13 protein-coding genes and 2 tRNA genes are annotated in these 13,572 nt (G+C 64.7%); 12 read left to right on the top strand and 3 right to left on the bottom strand.

The features are described from left to right. Positions 1 to 2 precede the first annotated feature (2 nt). From VIM61_16105 to VIM61_16130, 6 genes are read left to right on the top strand one after another with little or no spacing between them, the layout of a single operon-like run. Positions 3 to 464, top strand: a complete 462-nt coding sequence (locus tag VIM61_16105; protein HEY8901937.1) for a GNAT family N-acetyltransferase — start codon at positions 3 to 5, stop codon at positions 462 to 464. Continuing rightward, the gene (gene larB / locus VIM61_16110; GenBank protein ID HEY8901938.1) at positions 465 to 1,148 is read left to right on the top strand and encodes a nickel pincer cofactor biosynthesis protein LarB; all 684 of its coding nucleotides are present in this window, start codon (positions 465 to 467) and stop codon (positions 1,146 to 1,148) included. Beyond that, entirely contained in the window at positions 1,145 to 2,053 is a 909-nt protein-coding gene (locus VIM61_16115; GenBank protein ID HEY8901939.1) for a nucleotidyltransferase family protein, read from the top strand. Before larB ends, VIM61_16115 begins: the two co-directional genes overlap by 4 nt. Then, positions 2,054 to 3,046 (top strand): phosphotransferase, encoded by a 993-nt coding sequence (locus VIM61_16120; protein ID HEY8901940.1) that lies wholly within the window; start codon positions 2,054 to 2,056, stop codon positions 3,044 to 3,046. Then, positions 3,043 to 5,040 (top strand): alpha-1,4-glucan--maltose-1-phosphate maltosyltransferase, encoded by a 1,998-nt coding sequence (locus VIM61_16125; protein ID HEY8901941.1) that lies wholly within the window; start codon positions 3,043 to 3,045, stop codon positions 5,038 to 5,040. The genes VIM61_16120 and VIM61_16125 overlap by 4 nt, the downstream gene beginning before the upstream one ends. Further along, the gene (locus tag VIM61_16130; GenBank protein ID HEY8901942.1) at positions 5,037 to 5,249 is read left to right on the top strand and encodes a hypothetical protein; all 213 of its coding nucleotides are present in this window, start codon (positions 5,037 to 5,039) and stop codon (positions 5,247 to 5,249) included. The genes VIM61_16125 and VIM61_16130 overlap by 4 nt, the downstream gene beginning before the upstream one ends. A 151-nt stretch (positions 5,250 to 5,400) precedes the next feature. Here the strand turns inward: VIM61_16130 and VIM61_16135 are convergent, their stop codons facing one another. From VIM61_16135 to VIM61_16145, 3 genes are all read right to left on the bottom strand, one after another. Continuing rightward, positions 5,401 to 6,456 (bottom strand): S1/P1 nuclease, encoded by a 1,056-nt coding sequence (locus VIM61_16135; GenBank protein HEY8901943.1) that lies wholly within the window; start codon positions 6,454 to 6,456, stop codon positions 5,401 to 5,403. Between the two features lie 23 nt (positions 6,457 to 6,479). Continuing rightward, positions 6,480 to 7,196, bottom strand: coding sequence for a ubiquinone/menaquinone biosynthesis methyltransferase (locus VIM61_16140; protein HEY8901944.1), 717 nt, complete (start codon positions 7,194 to 7,196; stop codon positions 6,480 to 6,482). 30 nt (positions 7,197 to 7,226) lie between these two features. Continuing rightward, a tRNA-Leu gene (locus VIM61_16145) sits at positions 7,227 to 7,308 on the bottom strand. 118 nt (positions 7,309 to 7,426) lie between these two features. Here VIM61_16145 and VIM61_16150 point away from each other — a divergent pair. The 6 genes from VIM61_16150 (at position 7,427) to VIM61_16175 (ending at position 13,554) form a co-directional block, all read left to right on the top strand. After that, positions 7,427 to 8,545 carry a peptidylprolyl isomerase gene (locus VIM61_16150; protein HEY8901945.1) on the top strand — a complete coding sequence of 373 codons (1,119 nt, stop codon included), beginning with the start codon at positions 7,427 to 7,429 and terminating at the stop codon, positions 8,543 to 8,545. 4 nt (positions 8,546 to 8,549) lie between these two features. Continuing rightward, on the top strand, positions 8,550 to 9,506 hold the full coding sequence (locus VIM61_16155; protein HEY8901946.1) for an NAD(P)-dependent oxidoreductase: 957 nt from the start codon (positions 8,550 to 8,552) through the stop codon (positions 9,504 to 9,506). Then, a complete protein-coding gene (locus VIM61_16160) occupies positions 9,503 to 10,372 on the top strand; it encodes a hypothetical protein (GenBank protein ID HEY8901947.1) in 870 nt (289 codons plus the stop codon). The genes VIM61_16155 and VIM61_16160 overlap by 4 nt, the downstream gene beginning before the upstream one ends. Beyond that, positions 10,365 to 11,027: a peptidylprolyl isomerase gene (locus tag VIM61_16165; protein ID HEY8901948.1), complete on the top strand. Its 663-nt coding sequence runs from the start codon at positions 10,365 to 10,367 to the stop codon at positions 11,025 to 11,027. The genes VIM61_16160 and VIM61_16165 overlap by 8 nt, the downstream gene beginning before the upstream one ends. A 28-nt stretch (positions 11,028 to 11,055) precedes the next feature. Next, positions 11,056 to 11,137: transfer RNA gene (locus VIM61_16170), tRNA-Tyr, on the top strand. A gap of 125 nt (positions 11,138 to 11,262) precedes the next feature. Then, positions 11,263 to 13,554: a copper-translocating P-type ATPase gene (locus VIM61_16175; GenBank protein ID HEY8901949.1), complete on the top strand. Its 2,292-nt coding sequence runs from the start codon at positions 11,263 to 11,265 to the stop codon at positions 13,552 to 13,554. Positions 13,555 to 13,572: the final 18 nt, after the last annotated feature.

Genomic DNA, 13,572 nt, shown 5'->3' on the forward strand with positions numbered 1-13,572 from the left:
GGATGCACGACAGCATTCGTATCGAGCCGGCCACGCTGGATGACCTGCCGCAGCTCGTCGACCTGCTGGACGACCTCTTCTCGATGGAGGCCGATTTTATTCCAAATCGCGAGAAACAGGAACGCGGCCTCCGCCTCATTCTGGAACAGCCGTCTCGCGGACGCATCTTCGTGCTGCGCACCGATCACCAGCTCATCGCGATGGTGAATCTGCTCATCACGATCAGCACGGCCGAGGGCGGCTTTGTGCTGCTGCTGGAGGACGTCGTCGTGCACCGCGACCACCGCGGCCAGGGCTACGGCTCGAAGTTGCTCGAGCACGTCATCGCATTCGCCAGACAGAAAAAATTCCTGCGCATCACCCTGCTCACCGACCGCGACAACGAGGATGCCAAGCGATTCTATCTCGATCGCGGTTTCTTCGAGAGCGACATGGTGCCGCTGCGCATGCTGTTCCGCGACTAAATGGCTTCCGGGTTCGAAGATCTGGGGTTCGCCAAGGTCGATCACTCCCGCGACGCGCGTTGCGGCCGGCCGGAGGTGATTTTTTGCGAAGGCAAGACGGCGAACGAGGTCGCCGAGATTGCCGCGCGCATTGTTGCGGAGTCCGGCTACCTGCTTGGCACCCGCGCGAGCCGCGAACAATTCGAGGCTGTGGCCGCGAAGCTGCCGGCGGCGGAATATCACGAACGGGCGCGCTGCATCACGTGCGGCGCGGCGACGCCGAGCGGCTCCCGCTTCGTCGTCGGCATCCTGTCGGCCGGAACGGCGGATCTCGCCGTCGCCGAGGAGGCCGCCGTCACGCTCACGGCCTTTGGCCAGCGCGTGGAGCGCATCTACGATGTCGGTGTGGCCGGCCTGCATCGGTTGCTCGATCGGCTCGATACCGTGCGGGCCTGCGGCGTGCTGATCGTCGTTGCGGGCATGGAGGGCGCGTTGCCCAGCGTGGTCTCGGGCCTCGTGGACCGGCCGGTGATCGCGGTGCCGACGAGCGTTGGTTACGGTGCGGCGTTTGGCGGGCTCGCGGCATTGCTGGGCATGCTCACGAGCTGCGGCAGCAAGGTGACCGTGGTGAATATCGACAATGGCTTTGGCGCCGCCAGTGCGGCGGACGCGATCCTGCGCCTCGCCGGAGGGGGCGCGTCTTGAGCCGCGTCCGCACCGCTTTCGTGCCCGGCGCCGGACTCGGCAAACGGCTGCGTCCGCTCACCGAGGAGCGCCCGAAGCCGCTTGTGCCGGTCGGCAATCGCCCGCTCATCACGCATGTTTTCGACGCCCTCATCGCGGTCGGAATCGAGCGTTTCGTCGTGAATACCCACCACTGTGCCGGCGTCTACGCAGAGCTCATTGGCCCGAAATATCAAGGCTGCGAGGTGGCGTATATTCACGAGCCAGTGCTCCTGGAAACGGGGGGCGGCATCCGCAATGCCCGCGGGTTGCTGGGAGCGGAGCCGGTGCTTGTCCACAACGGCGATGTCCGCGCCGATCTCAACTTGGCGCGCTTGCTCGAGGCCCACGCGGCCGGCGGGTGCGAAGTCACCGCGCTCCTGCGGAGTTTCGGCGGCCCGCTGCAGGTGCTCTTCGATCCGATCACGTCGCAGGTGAAGGATTTTCGATGCACGTTGGGCGAGGGGACCGGCGTCGACACGCTGTTCACCGGCGCCTACGTGATCGAGCCGGCTTTCGTGGATCGCATCCCGCCGGACGAGATCATTTCCGTCGTGCCGGTCTTCCTCGACATGCTGCGCGCCGGTATCCCCATCGCGGGCGTGCTGGACGATTCCGGCTCCTGGGCCGACCTCGGCGACCGCGCGTCGTATCTCGAGGCGCACCGCGGGGGATGGCTCGTGGACGAGACCGCGCGAGTCGGAGCGGACGTGAAGTTTTGCGGATTTGGCGCCGTCGGGGCGGGCGCGGAGATCGGCGCCGGCGCGGTGCTCGAGGACACCGTCGTGTGGCCGGATGCAAAAATCGCTTCCGGCGCGCAGTTGTGCGGCTGTATCGTCCGGGACCATCGCGTGGCCGCCGGCCTTCACGCGGACACCGATTTTTAGATGTTTCCCGATACTGTCATCGAATACACGCGCGCCCGTTTTCCGGATCTCGCCTCGGAGGATTTTGGCGTCAACCTTCTCGACAAGGGGGGCTCGGGCCGGAAATTCTACCGCATCCAGGCGCCCTCGGGGCCGACGATGATCGCGGTGAAGTATCATCCGGATAAGGAGGAAAATCGCCATTACGCCGACATCGCGGACTATCTCGACCGCTCCGACGTGAACGTGCCGCACATCTTCCTGCACGATCATGAAGAAGGCCTCATCTGGATGCAGGATCTCGGCGGAAAGGATCTCTGGAGCTTCCGCAACGATCCCTGGACCACGCGCCGCCCGCTCTACGAACGCGCCCTTCGCCAGGCCTTCCTCCTCCACTCGAGCGCGACCGACCAGTGGGACGGCGTGCACCCGAAATTCGAGATCGAGTTCAACGAGCAGCTCTATCTCTGGGAACAGAATTATTTCCTCGAGCACTGCCTGTGCGGCTTTTTCGGGCTGGCGGAAGCCGACGCCCGCAAGGTGATGGATGCCCCGACCGTGCGTGGCCTTGCCCCGCGTCTCGCGGCGGAGCCCCGTGTGCTCGTGCACCGGGATTTTCAGTCGCAGAACGTCATCATTCATGGCGGCGAAGCGTGGATCATCGATTTCCAGGGCATGCGGCCGGGTCTTGCGCAATACGACCTTGCGTCCCTGCTTTACGACCCCTACGTCTCGCTCACCGAGGCCGAACGCGTCGACCAGTTGCGCTTCTACAAGACCCTGCTCTCCGCCCGTGGGCACACGACCACGAAGGCCTTCGACGACGTATTCTACATGTGCGCGGCCCAGCGACTCATGCAGGCCCTCGGTGCCTACGGATTCCTCGGCATGAAGCGTGACAAACCCGAATTTCTTACCCACATCCCGGCGGCGCGGCGATCGTTGCGCGAGGTGACATCCCGTGTGGATGGCCTCGGGGAGCTCGCCGCCCTGCTGGACAGACTTCCCGAATGAATCCCGGAACCGCGACCCTCGTCATCGAAGCCATCACGCCGCAGATCGAAGGCGGCCGCCACCCCATCAAACGTGCCGAAGGCGAGGACGTCGTCGTCGAGGCCGATATCTTCAAGGATGGCCACGACATCGTCTCCGCCGTCCTGAAATGGCGCAAAGCCGGTGAGGAAGCCTGGCACGAGACGCCGATGACGCCGCTCATCAACGACCGCTGGCGCGGCACGCTCACCGTGAGCGGCACCGGGCGCTACGAATACACGGTCGTGGCGTGGGGCGACGTGTTCCTCTCCTGGCGCGACGAGGTCGTCAAGAAAGTCGACGGCGGCCTCACGGAACTCACCAGCGAAGCACTCGAGGGCGCCCGCGTCCTGCGCGCTGCCGCGAAGTCCGCCGACAAATCCGACGCCGCCACCCTCGAGGCCTTCGCGGCTTCCCTCGAGCAGGCGGACCCGGCCGGCCTGAAGGAAATCGCCATCGATGCCAGCCTCGAGGGGCTGATGCATTTCTACGCCGATCGCTCGCTCGCCACGACCCACTCGCCCGCGCTTTCCATCTGGGTCGACCGCCGGGCTGCCGCGTTCGCCGCGTGGTATGAATTTTTTCCGCGCTCCGCCGAGGGCAAGCCCGACAGCGGCTCGACCTTCCGCGATTGTCTCGAGCGCATCGACGACGCGGAGGCGATGGGCTTCGACGTCATCTATTTTCCGCCGATCCATCCGATCGGGGAAACCAATCGCAAGGGCCGTAATAACTCGACGACGAGCGAGCCCGGGGAGCCCGGCGTGCCTTACGCGATCGGCAATTTTCGCCAGGGCGTGAACGGTGGCGGCCACAAGGACGTCGCTCCCGAGCTCGGCACGCTCGCCGATTTCGACTGGCTCGTGGCCGAGACGCACAAGCGCGGCATGGAGATCGCGCTGGATTTCGCGGTGAACTGCTCGCCCGACCACCCTTACGTGAAGGACCACCCCGACTGGTTCTTCAAGCGGCCCGACGGCACGATCAAATACGCCGAGAATCCGCCCAAGAAATACGAGGACGTCTATCCGCTGAATTACCATTGCGCGGACTGGCGGAATCTCTGGGCCGAGCTGCGCGACGTCCTTCTTTTCTGGGCGGAGCACAAGGTGCGCATCTTCCGCGTCGACAATCCGCACACGAAACCTGTCGCCTTCTGGGAATGGGTGATCGCCGAGGTGCAGGCAAAGTTCCCCGACGTCATCTTCCTCAGCGAGGCGTTCACGCGCCCGAAGATGATGCGCGCGCTGGCCAAGGTCGGCTTCACGCAGAGTTACACGTATTTCACGTGGCGCACCGGCAAGGCCGAGCTCACGGAGTATCTCGAAGAACTCACACAGGGCGAAATGGCGGACTATTTCCGCGGCAATTTCTTCACGAACACCCCCGACATTCTTCCCGAGCATCTGCAGACGGGCGGCCGGCCATGCTTCATCCAGCGGGCGGTGCTCGCGGCGACGCTGATGCCGGTCTACGGCATCTACAGCGGTTTCGAGCTCTGCGAGAACACACCGACGAAACCCGGCAAGGAGGAGTATCTCGACAGCGAGAAATACCAGTTCAAGGGCCGCGACTGGAACGCCCCCGGCAATATCAAGGATGTCATTGCCGCGCTGAATCGCGCCCGTCGCGAACAGCCCGCGCTGCAGGAGTATCGCAACCTGCGCTTCCATCCCTCGAGCAGCGACCAGGTGCTTTTCTACAGCAAGATGACCGCCGCGCGGGACAGCATCGTGCTCGTCGCGGTGAATCTCGATCCGCACAATTTCCAATCCGCGTGGGTCACGGTTCCGGTTTCCGATTTCGGCTGGAACGAGAAGGAAACCTACGAGGTGCGCGACCTCATCACGAACGAGACGTTCCTGTGGAATGGCGCGCGCAATTTCGTCGCGCTCGATCCGCGCACCCGGCCGGCCCACGTGCTGGAGGTGCGCCGCTGGCAGGGCCGTGCGCTCGGAGCGGACATTTACGCATGAGCGCCGACATCCATGGGCAACTCGAGGAAGCTCTCTCGCGGCAGCCCTTCGCGCCGTTCGCCATCCGAACGACGGACGGCCGACGCATCGCGGTGGAAGCTCGCGGCCAGGCGGTGCTGAATTCGCAGGCGATCTCGGTCGTCGAGGCCGCGTTTTCCGTCACCGTGATCGGAATCCCGCAGATCGACGTCATCGAAGAGCCGGCCTGACGACCGCGTTTGGGGCCTCGATGAAGGCCGGATCACCGCCAGGATCGTCGGAATGCGTGGGATCCTGTTGGCGTTGCTGACGAGGCGAAGAAAATCGAGATGAATATCGGCGTTCACGCCCTCACGCATCGAGACTGCGCGGCGCCGCGGACTACGCGGGATTCTCGATCGCCGGTGCGGAAATCTTCACGGGCGTCGGTGAGGGCTCCGGAGTCGGAGAGGCCTCCACGGTCGGGCTCGGGCTGGAGGCGGCGGGTTCGGCGAGATATTTGTTCAGGAGCGCGCCGAGGCGATAGCCGGCGAGGACGATGCGCTGCTCGGCGCAGGCGCGGGCGGCATCGACGTAGGCCTGGGTGAGCTTCACGGGTTTGTCGGCGGGCGTCGCGGGCAGCTTTTGGTAGCCGAGATCGTAGCCGAGGGCGTGGCTCTCCTTGGCCCACGCGACCGCGTCGCCCTGTTCCTTGAGCAAGGTGGAGCGCGGGTATTTTTTCTCGAGGGCGGTGGCCTCGGTGCGGATGTTCGATGCGAAGGCGATGTGGCCGGCGACGGGCTTGGCGCGGTCGAAGAGCGGTGCCTCGTAGAGCACGGTGGCAAACCCATCGCGATAGACCCGGCGGTAGGCGCTGTCCCAGAAAAAGTGGAGGTTGCCGCCTTTGGTGAAGACGAGATCGGCGAGGGGATCCTTGAGATTGGCGACCTTGACCTTGTTGCCGCCGGCGTCTCCGTTGCGATTCGTCGTGTGCAGGGGCTGGTGCACGTCGCCGACGAGGTGCGTGAGAATGACGAGGGCCAGATCCTTGTCGATGGCGGGATCGGTCGCCTTGCCGGTGAGGATGTCCTCAACTTTCTGAATGCCCCAGACGACGTTCGGCCCGTCGACATTGCCGTCGGGAATCGGCATGCCGTCTGGCGTGTAGGGCAGGTTGACGTAGTGCCAGACGGCGAAAGGCTTCGTGTCCGGCCGCGCGCGGATGTCGTCCATCCAGCAGGCGATGGTCACGGGATCGTAGGGCGCGTCGTGCGGAGCGTCCTTCGCGTTGAAGCGGGCGAGCACGGCGGCAAACTGCTCCTTCGCGGCGGGTGTGAGCTGGTCGCAGGCGATCTGCGCGACAAGCATGTGTCCGACGGGATCCCAGGCCCGGGCGGGTTGAAGAGTGCCGGCGAGGACGAGGCCGGCGGCGAGCGCGGACAGGAGACGGAAATTCATTGTGAGGAAAAGGAACCCGGCGATCAGCGGCGGGTCGCGGTGTAAATGGAAACAATTCCGCCGGTCAGCGGCTCTGCGTGGGCGAGGGTGAACTGGTTCGCCTCAAGGAGTTTCGTCATCGCCGCGCCGCTGGGAAATCGCTCGATGGATTCGCCCAGATACTCGTAGGACCCGCGATCACCGGTGACGAGGCCTGCCACGGTCGGCAGGATGTGATGCAGGTAGAAGCGGTAGCCGGCACGCAGCGGCGAGAGCGAGGGGAGGGAAAAATCGAGAACGAGCACGTGGCCGCCGGGACGCAGGACGCGTGCCATCTCGCCGATCGCGGCCGGCCACGAGGCCATGTTGCGCAGGCCGAAGGCCACCGTCACGACGTCGAACGTCGCATCGCGAAAGGGCAGGCGCGTGCCATCGGCATTGATGAGGCGAGTGGCGCCCTTCTTCTGCGATTCGAGGAGCATCGGCTGGCAGAAGTCCGCGCCGACGATGTCCGCATCGGGGCAGGCGCGCCCGATGGCGATGGCGAGGTCGCCGCTGCCGGTGGCGAGATCGAGCACGCGCCGGGGTGCCCAGCCTTTGACGAGACTCGCCGCGCGGGCGCGCCACACGAAATCGATGCCGAGGCTGAGGGCGTGATTGGCGAAATCGTAGCGTCGCGCGATGGACGCGAACGTGCGGCGAATGAAGGCGGGGTCTTGCTGGCGAAGCGTGTCGATGCGGAGGGAGTTACAATTCGCCACCCAAAATCCCAATCGAAAAATTGGGGGAAGTGCTCACGAGAGGACTTGAACCTCCACGAATCTCTTCATGCGCTTCTGAGACGCACGCGTCTGCCAATTCCGCCACGTGAGCAGTGGAGGGCGGAATATGCACGGGCTCGCGGGGTTTGGCAACGCCGGAGTTTGGATTGAACAAATTGCGCTGGTCATGGGTCTTAACCCGTGCGAAACGAATTATCCCACATTTCTACATGAAACCTGTCCTCTCCTCCTCCCGCCTGGCCGCCGTCCTTTCCTGCACTGCGCTGCTCGGAGTCACCGCTTCCAAGGTCAACGCGCAGGCCCCTGCAGACAAGGCCTCCGGCGCCGATGCCCCGGCACCCACAGCGGCTCCCGCGGCCAAGCCGATCGAGTTGAAGGATCCCGTTGCCGTCGTGAACGGGGAAAAGATTTCCAAGGCGCAGCTCGAGGAGGCCTTCAACAACGCCGTCAAGATGAGCGGCATGGACGCCTCGAAGCTCGGTCCCGACCAGCAGCTCGCCGGCTACCACAAGCTCCTCGACGATCTGATCACCGAGAAGCTGCTCAAGGCGAAGGCCGCGGATTACAAGATCACCGACGCGGAAGTCGATGCGGAGCTCGCGAAGGTCAAAAAGAATTTCCCCGACGACAAGGCCTTCCAGGAACAGCTCAAGCAGGCCGGCCAGACCGAAGAGAAGCTCAAGGTTCTCATCAAGGACGGTCTCGCCCAGCGCAAATGGATCGACTCGCAGATCGGCGACAAGACGAAGGTGACCGACGCGGACGCCGAGGCTTTCTACAAGGCGAACACGAAGGAATTCGAACAGCCCGACCAGGTGCGCGCGAGCCACATCCTCTTCATGGTGCCCCAGGGCGCACCTGACTCCGAGGTGAAGAAGAAGGAAGCGGCGGCCGAGAAGGCCTACGAGCGCGCGAAGAAGGGCGAGGATTTCGCCAAGCTTGCCGCCGAGCTCACCGAGGAGCCGAATGGCAAGGAGCGCTCCGGCGACCTCGATTTCTTCTCGAAGGAGCAGATGGTGCCCGAGTTCGCGAACGCCGCGTTCTCGATGAAGGTCGGCGAAGTGAGCAAGCCGGTGAAGACCCAGTTCGGCTACCACGTCATCAAGGTGACCGACAAGAAGCCCGCCGGCACCGTGCCGTTCGATCAGGTCAAGCCCCAGCTCGTCGCCTACCTGAAGAGCCAGAAGCAGCAGGCCGCTGTTCAGGAAGTTCTCGGGAAGCTGCGCAGCGATGCGAAGATCACGAACAATCTGCCCGAAATGAAGGCCCCGACGATGTCGGCGCCGGGCACGGACGCTCCTGCTCCGGAGTCCAAGAGCGAGAATTAATCGGATGGCCAGCAAACAGGCGGTCGGACTCATCGGCCTTGGCATCATCGGATCCCGCGTCGCGGCGAATATTCGTCGCGCCGGTTACGAAGTCTGGGTCTGGAGCCGGTCGCCGAAGCCCGAGCCGAATTTCCTCAGCTCGGCCGCGGAGGTCGCGGAAACCGCCGACGTCCTCCTGCTGTTCGTTTCCGATGGTCCGGCCCTGCTCGAGACGCTCAAGGCGATCGAGCCCGGCCTGTCTGCGCGGCATCTCATCGTCAACTGCGCGACCGTCTCGCCCGATGAAGCTCGCGAGGCGGCGAAGATTGCCGCCCGGGCCAGCGCGGGATTTCTCGATTGTCCCTTCACGGGCAGTCGCGATGCCGCCGAAGCCGGCCAGCTCGTTTTCTACGTCGCGGGTGCCAGCGACTGGCTCGATCGCGTTCGTCCCGTGCTCGGAGCCACCTCGAAGTCGATCGTCGAGATCGGCAGCGAAGTCGGCCAGGCCAGCCTGATCAAGATTGCGACGAATCTCGTCGCCGCGGCCACCGTGGAAGCTCTTGCCGAAGCGGTCGCGCTCGTCGATGCGAATGGCGTGTCCGGTGGGAAATTCCTCGAGGCGTTTGCGACCCATGGCACTCGCTCGGCGATCGCCGACATGAAGCTCCCCGGCATGGTGAGCGCCGACTTCGAGCCGCGTTTTGCCCTCAAGCACATGTTCAAGGACATCCAGCTCGCGCTCGCCACCGGGCGCGCGGCGGGAGTGGAATTGCCGGCCGCTGCGGCCACAGGCGGTGCGCTCATGGCGGGCATCCAGCAGGGCTGGGGCGACCAGGATTTTTCGGCCATCGCCAAACACTATCAATTCCCGGGCAAGGAACCGCTGGTGGCTTCCGCGCTCGCGGCGGCGGATGCAAATGCGTCCGCTGGTGCGACGAAACCGAAGCGCTTTTCCTTTTTCGGCGGCTCGCGTTCCGCGTGAACGAGGATTTTGCGTCGCGTCTCGCCCGGCTGCGCAGCGAGGGAGGATTTTTTCCCGTTGTCGACGTGGTGCGATTCGCCTTCACCGGCGCGGATCGGCTTCGCTACCTCAACGGCCAGGTTTCCAACGATCTCAGGAAACTCGAGCCCGGCACGGCGATGGCCGCCTGCATTCTGTCCGCCAAGGGTCGGCTCGATGGCGTCGTCTGGATCTGGAGTGAGGGAGATCGATTCGTGGTCGAGGGCGACGCGGCCCTCGCCGAGCCTCTGGCCATGCGGCTCGAGCGCTACATCGTGGCCGACGATGTCGAGGTCGCTGCGCTGCCGCCCGTCGAGACGTTTCACGTTTTCGGCCCGGCGGCTACGGCGTTTTCCGGCGCCCGAAAGATCGGCCGGATGAACATTGCGGGTGTCGACTTGCCATCGGCCCCGTCCGGATGCCTCGAGGCAACGGCGGATGAAGTCGAACGTCTGCGCATCGAGAATGCCGTGCCGAAATGGGGAGCCGAGCTCGGGCCGGAGACGCTCCCGGCCGAGGCTGGGCTCGACGCGCTCGCCGTGGATTTCCACAAGGGCTGCTACATCGGCCAGGAGGTCGTGTCGCGAATCAAGAGTGTCGGGCACGCCAACCGCGCCCTCCGGGTCTTCGATCTCATTGGGGGTGAGACACCGGCGGTCGGCACGGAATTTTTTGCACCGGACGAATCCGGACGGGCCGCTGCGGTGGTGACGTCGATTCACTTTGCATTGTCGCCTGCCGTTGGGCTCTGCTACATCAGGCGCGGAACCCGGGAGGGCGCCGTGCTCACGACGGCCGCCACCGGCTCCCAAATCCAACTTCGCCCGCCCGCCACGCTGAATGCATAAAGCCATCCTGACCTCTCTCGCCGCGGTATTCCTGATCTCCGCATGCGCCCATCGCCCGGCCGAGCCCAGCAAGCTGCCCATCGCCGCGCCGGTGCCGACGAAACCTTCCGCGCCGCTCGGTCCCGATGTCGCCGTGATGCTCATCAAGATCGGCCGCGAGAAGACGCCTCAGCGAGTCGTGATCGGCTTCTACGACGATGCCGCGCCGCTCACCGTGGCCAATTTCAAGGAACTCTGCCGCCGCAGGTTTTATAACGACATGCGCTTCCATCGCGTGTTCGAGCACTACCTCGTGCAATCGGGCGACCCCTACAGCCGCAACGGGGATACCGATCGCTCCGGGACCGGCGGACCGGGCTACACGGTGCCCGCAGAACTCACGCGCAAGCACGTCCGCGGGGCCGTCGCAATGTCGCGGCTCGAGGACAAGGTCAACCCCACGCGCGCCTCGAATGGCAGCCAGTTCTACGTCTGTCTCGAGCCAATGCCGCAGCTCGACGGGAAATACACCGTCTTCGGCGAGGTCATCGAAGGACTCGAGGTGCTCGACTACATCAGCGGTCGCCCGACAAATTCCAACGATTTCCCCTTGGAAAAAATCGAGATTACCTCTATCAAGATCGAACCTCGCGTAGCGACCAGTGCGCCGCTGTGAGTTAGCCGAGCCCAAGGCTGTAATTAACGGGTAGGTTCCGGAGTGGCCAAACGGGGTGGACTGTAAATCCACTGGCATTGCCTTCACAGGTTCGAATCCTGTCCTGCCCATTTTACCCGCCAACCCTGAGAAACTCAGGCGCGGCGGGTTTTTTTTGCCCTCGATTGGTCGCTCGGGCGCGGAGCCTTGCCAAATTTGGCGCGGGAATCGGGAGGCGTTGCGGTAGGATTACGAAATGAAGTCGTGCTGTCATTCGAAGGGATCGGAGACGGTTTCCTCGCCGGTCAAGAAATGGTTCTGTCCGATGTGTCCCGGGGTGGAGTCGGACGAGCCGGGGGCCTGCCCGAAATGCGGCATGGCGCTCGAGCGGAATCCCGCATTTCGCGAGGAGGCGCTCTACACGTGCCCGATGCATCCGGAAGTGCGGCGGAATCAGCCGGGAGAGTGTCCGATCTGCGGCATGGCGCTGGAGCCGGTGGCGGCGCAGACCGACGACGACAATGCGGAGTTGCGCGAGATGACGCGGCGTTTCTGGATCGGTCTCGCGCTGACCGCTCCGGTATTTCTGCTGGCAATGGGCGCGCATGTGCCGGGCCTGAGCATGCTGGAAGGGCCTGTCTTCGCGTGGGCGCAGTTTCTTTTGAGCACACCGGTGGTGCTGTGGGCCGGCTGGCCTTTCTTTGTGCGGGGTGCGCGGTCGCTGCGTTCCGGGCACTTGAACATGTTCACGCTCATCTCGATCGGGACGGGCGCGGCGTATGGCTTCAGCGTCGTCGCGTTGCTCGTGCCGGGAATTCTGCCGCACGCCTTCACGCATGGCGGCATGGTGCCGGTGTATTTCGAGGCGGCGGCGGTGATCACCGTGCTGGTGCTCCTCGGGCAGGTGCTGGAATTGCGGGCGCGCGCCGGCACCGGCGCGGCGATTCGGGCGTTGCTGACGCTGGCGCCGAAGACGGCACACGTGATCGAGGATGGCGAGGAGCGCGATGTGGATGTCGATACCATCAAGGCCGGCGCGGAGTTGCGCGTGAAGCCGGGCGAGAAATTTCCGGTGGATGGTGTGGTGATCGACGGCCGGACCTCGGTGGACGAGTCCATGCTCACGGGTGAGCCCAATCCCGTCGAAAAACGGGCCGGCGACAAGGTTGCGGCGGGCACGATCAATGGAACCGGCAGCCTGCGCGTCTCGGCCGAGCGGGTTGGGGAAGGGACGATGCTGTCCCAGATCGTGGCGATGGTTTCGCAGGCGCAGCGGAGTCGGGCGCCGATCCAGCGACTGGCGGACGTGGTCGCGGGCTGGTTCGTTCCAGCGGTGCTCGGGGTGGCGGTGATGACGTTTCTGATCTGGCTGTTCGTCGGCCCGCAACCGGCGCTGAATTACGCGCTCGTCAACGCGGTGGCCGTCCTGATCATCGCGTGCCCGTGCGCGCTGGGGCTTGCGACGCCGATGTCGATCATGGTGGCGGTCGGGCGAGGCGCCGGGCTGGGCGTCCTCGTGAAGGATGCCGCTGCCCTGGAAACCCTGGGACGGGTTGCGACGCTGGTCGTCGACAAGACGGGAACGCTCACCGCCGGCAAACCTGCCGTGACGCATGTGGAACCGATCGGCGTTTCTTCGAATGAGTTGCTGGGACTGGCCGCGGCGGTCGAGGCCGCCAGCGAACACCCGATCGCGACCGCCGTGCTGGCTGCGGCCCGCGAGGCTGGCATCGCCGTTTCCGAGGTGAGTCATTTCGAGGCGGTCACGGGCGAGGGCGTGCGCGGCACGGTTGACGGCGTCGAGGTGCTCGTCGGAAAACGGAGCTTTGCGGACACCGGCAACGCGGCGGCGGAGGAGCTCGTGGCGCAGGCCGCGAAGCTCCAGGACGAAGGCGGAACGCTGATCTGGATCGCGAAGGGAGGTCGCCTGCTGGGGTTTGTCGCCGTTGCGGATCCCCTCAAGCCGACCACGGCGGAAGCGGTGACGGCACTGCATCGTCTCGGATTGCGTCTGGTGATGCTCACTGGCGACGATCCGCGGACCGCGCAGCACGTGGCTCGCGCCGTGGGCATCGACGAGGTCTTTGCGGGAGTCAGTCCGCGAGATAAGCAGGAGCACGTTGCGGAGTTGAAGCGATCCGGCGCGCTCGTGGCGATGGCTGGGGACGGGATCAACGACGCCCCGGCTCTGGCGGCAGCCGATGTCGGCATCGCCATGGGAACCGGCACCGAAGTCGCCATGGAGAGCGCCGGCGTCACCCTGGTGAAAGGCGATCTTCGCGGCATCGTTCAGGGGGTCGCGCTCAGCCGCGCCACCATGCGCAACATCCGGCAGAATCTCGTTTTTGCCTTCGTTTACAATGTGGTCGGCGTGCCGGTGGCGGCTGGCGTGCTGTATCCGATGTTTGGCCTGCTGCTCAGTCCGATCATCGCGAGCGCGGCAATGGCATTCAGCAGCGTGTCGGTGATCGGAAATGCCCTGCGATTGCGGGGAATAAAGCTCGGGGACGCCGCTCTCACTACCGATCACCAAACGCAGGAGGTGTGAAAACCGCCTTCCGTGCTA

The sequence above is a fragment of the Chthoniobacterales bacterium genome, from assembly GCA_036569045.1.
Lineage (GTDB): Bacteria > Verrucomicrobiota > Verrucomicrobiia > Chthoniobacterales > JAATET01 > JAATET01.

Coding starts and splice junctions, on each gene's coding strand:
- VIM61_16105 (HEY8901937.1), top strand. CDS start 3: ATGCACGACAGCATTCGTATCGAGCCGGCCACGCTGGATGACCTGCCG.
- larB (HEY8901938.1), top strand. CDS start 465: ATGGCTTCCGGGTTCGAAGATCTGGGGTTCGCCAAGGTCGATCACTCC.
- VIM61_16120 (HEY8901940.1), top strand. CDS start 2,054: ATGTTTCCCGATACTGTCATCGAATACACGCGCGCCCGTTTTCCGGAT.
- VIM61_16125 (HEY8901941.1), top strand. CDS start 3,043: ATGAATCCCGGAACCGCGACCCTCGTCATCGAAGCCATCACGCCGCAG.
- VIM61_16130 (HEY8901942.1), top strand. CDS start 5,037: ATGAGCGCCGACATCCATGGGCAACTCGAGGAAGCTCTCTCGCGGCAG.
- VIM61_16135 (HEY8901943.1), bottom strand. CDS start 6,456: ATGAATTTCCGTCTCCTGTCCGCGCTCGCCGCCGGCCTCGTCCTCGCC.
- VIM61_16150 (HEY8901945.1), top strand. CDS start 7,427: ATGAAACCTGTCCTCTCCTCCTCCCGCCTGGCCGCCGTCCTTTCCTGC.
- VIM61_16155 (HEY8901946.1), top strand. CDS start 8,550: ATGGCCAGCAAACAGGCGGTCGGACTCATCGGCCTTGGCATCATCGGA.
- VIM61_16165 (HEY8901948.1), top strand. CDS start 10,365: ATGCATAAAGCCATCCTGACCTCTCTCGCCGCGGTATTCCTGATCTCC.
- VIM61_16175 (HEY8901949.1), top strand. CDS start 11,263: ATGAAGTCGTGCTGTCATTCGAAGGGATCGGAGACGGTTTCCTCGCCG.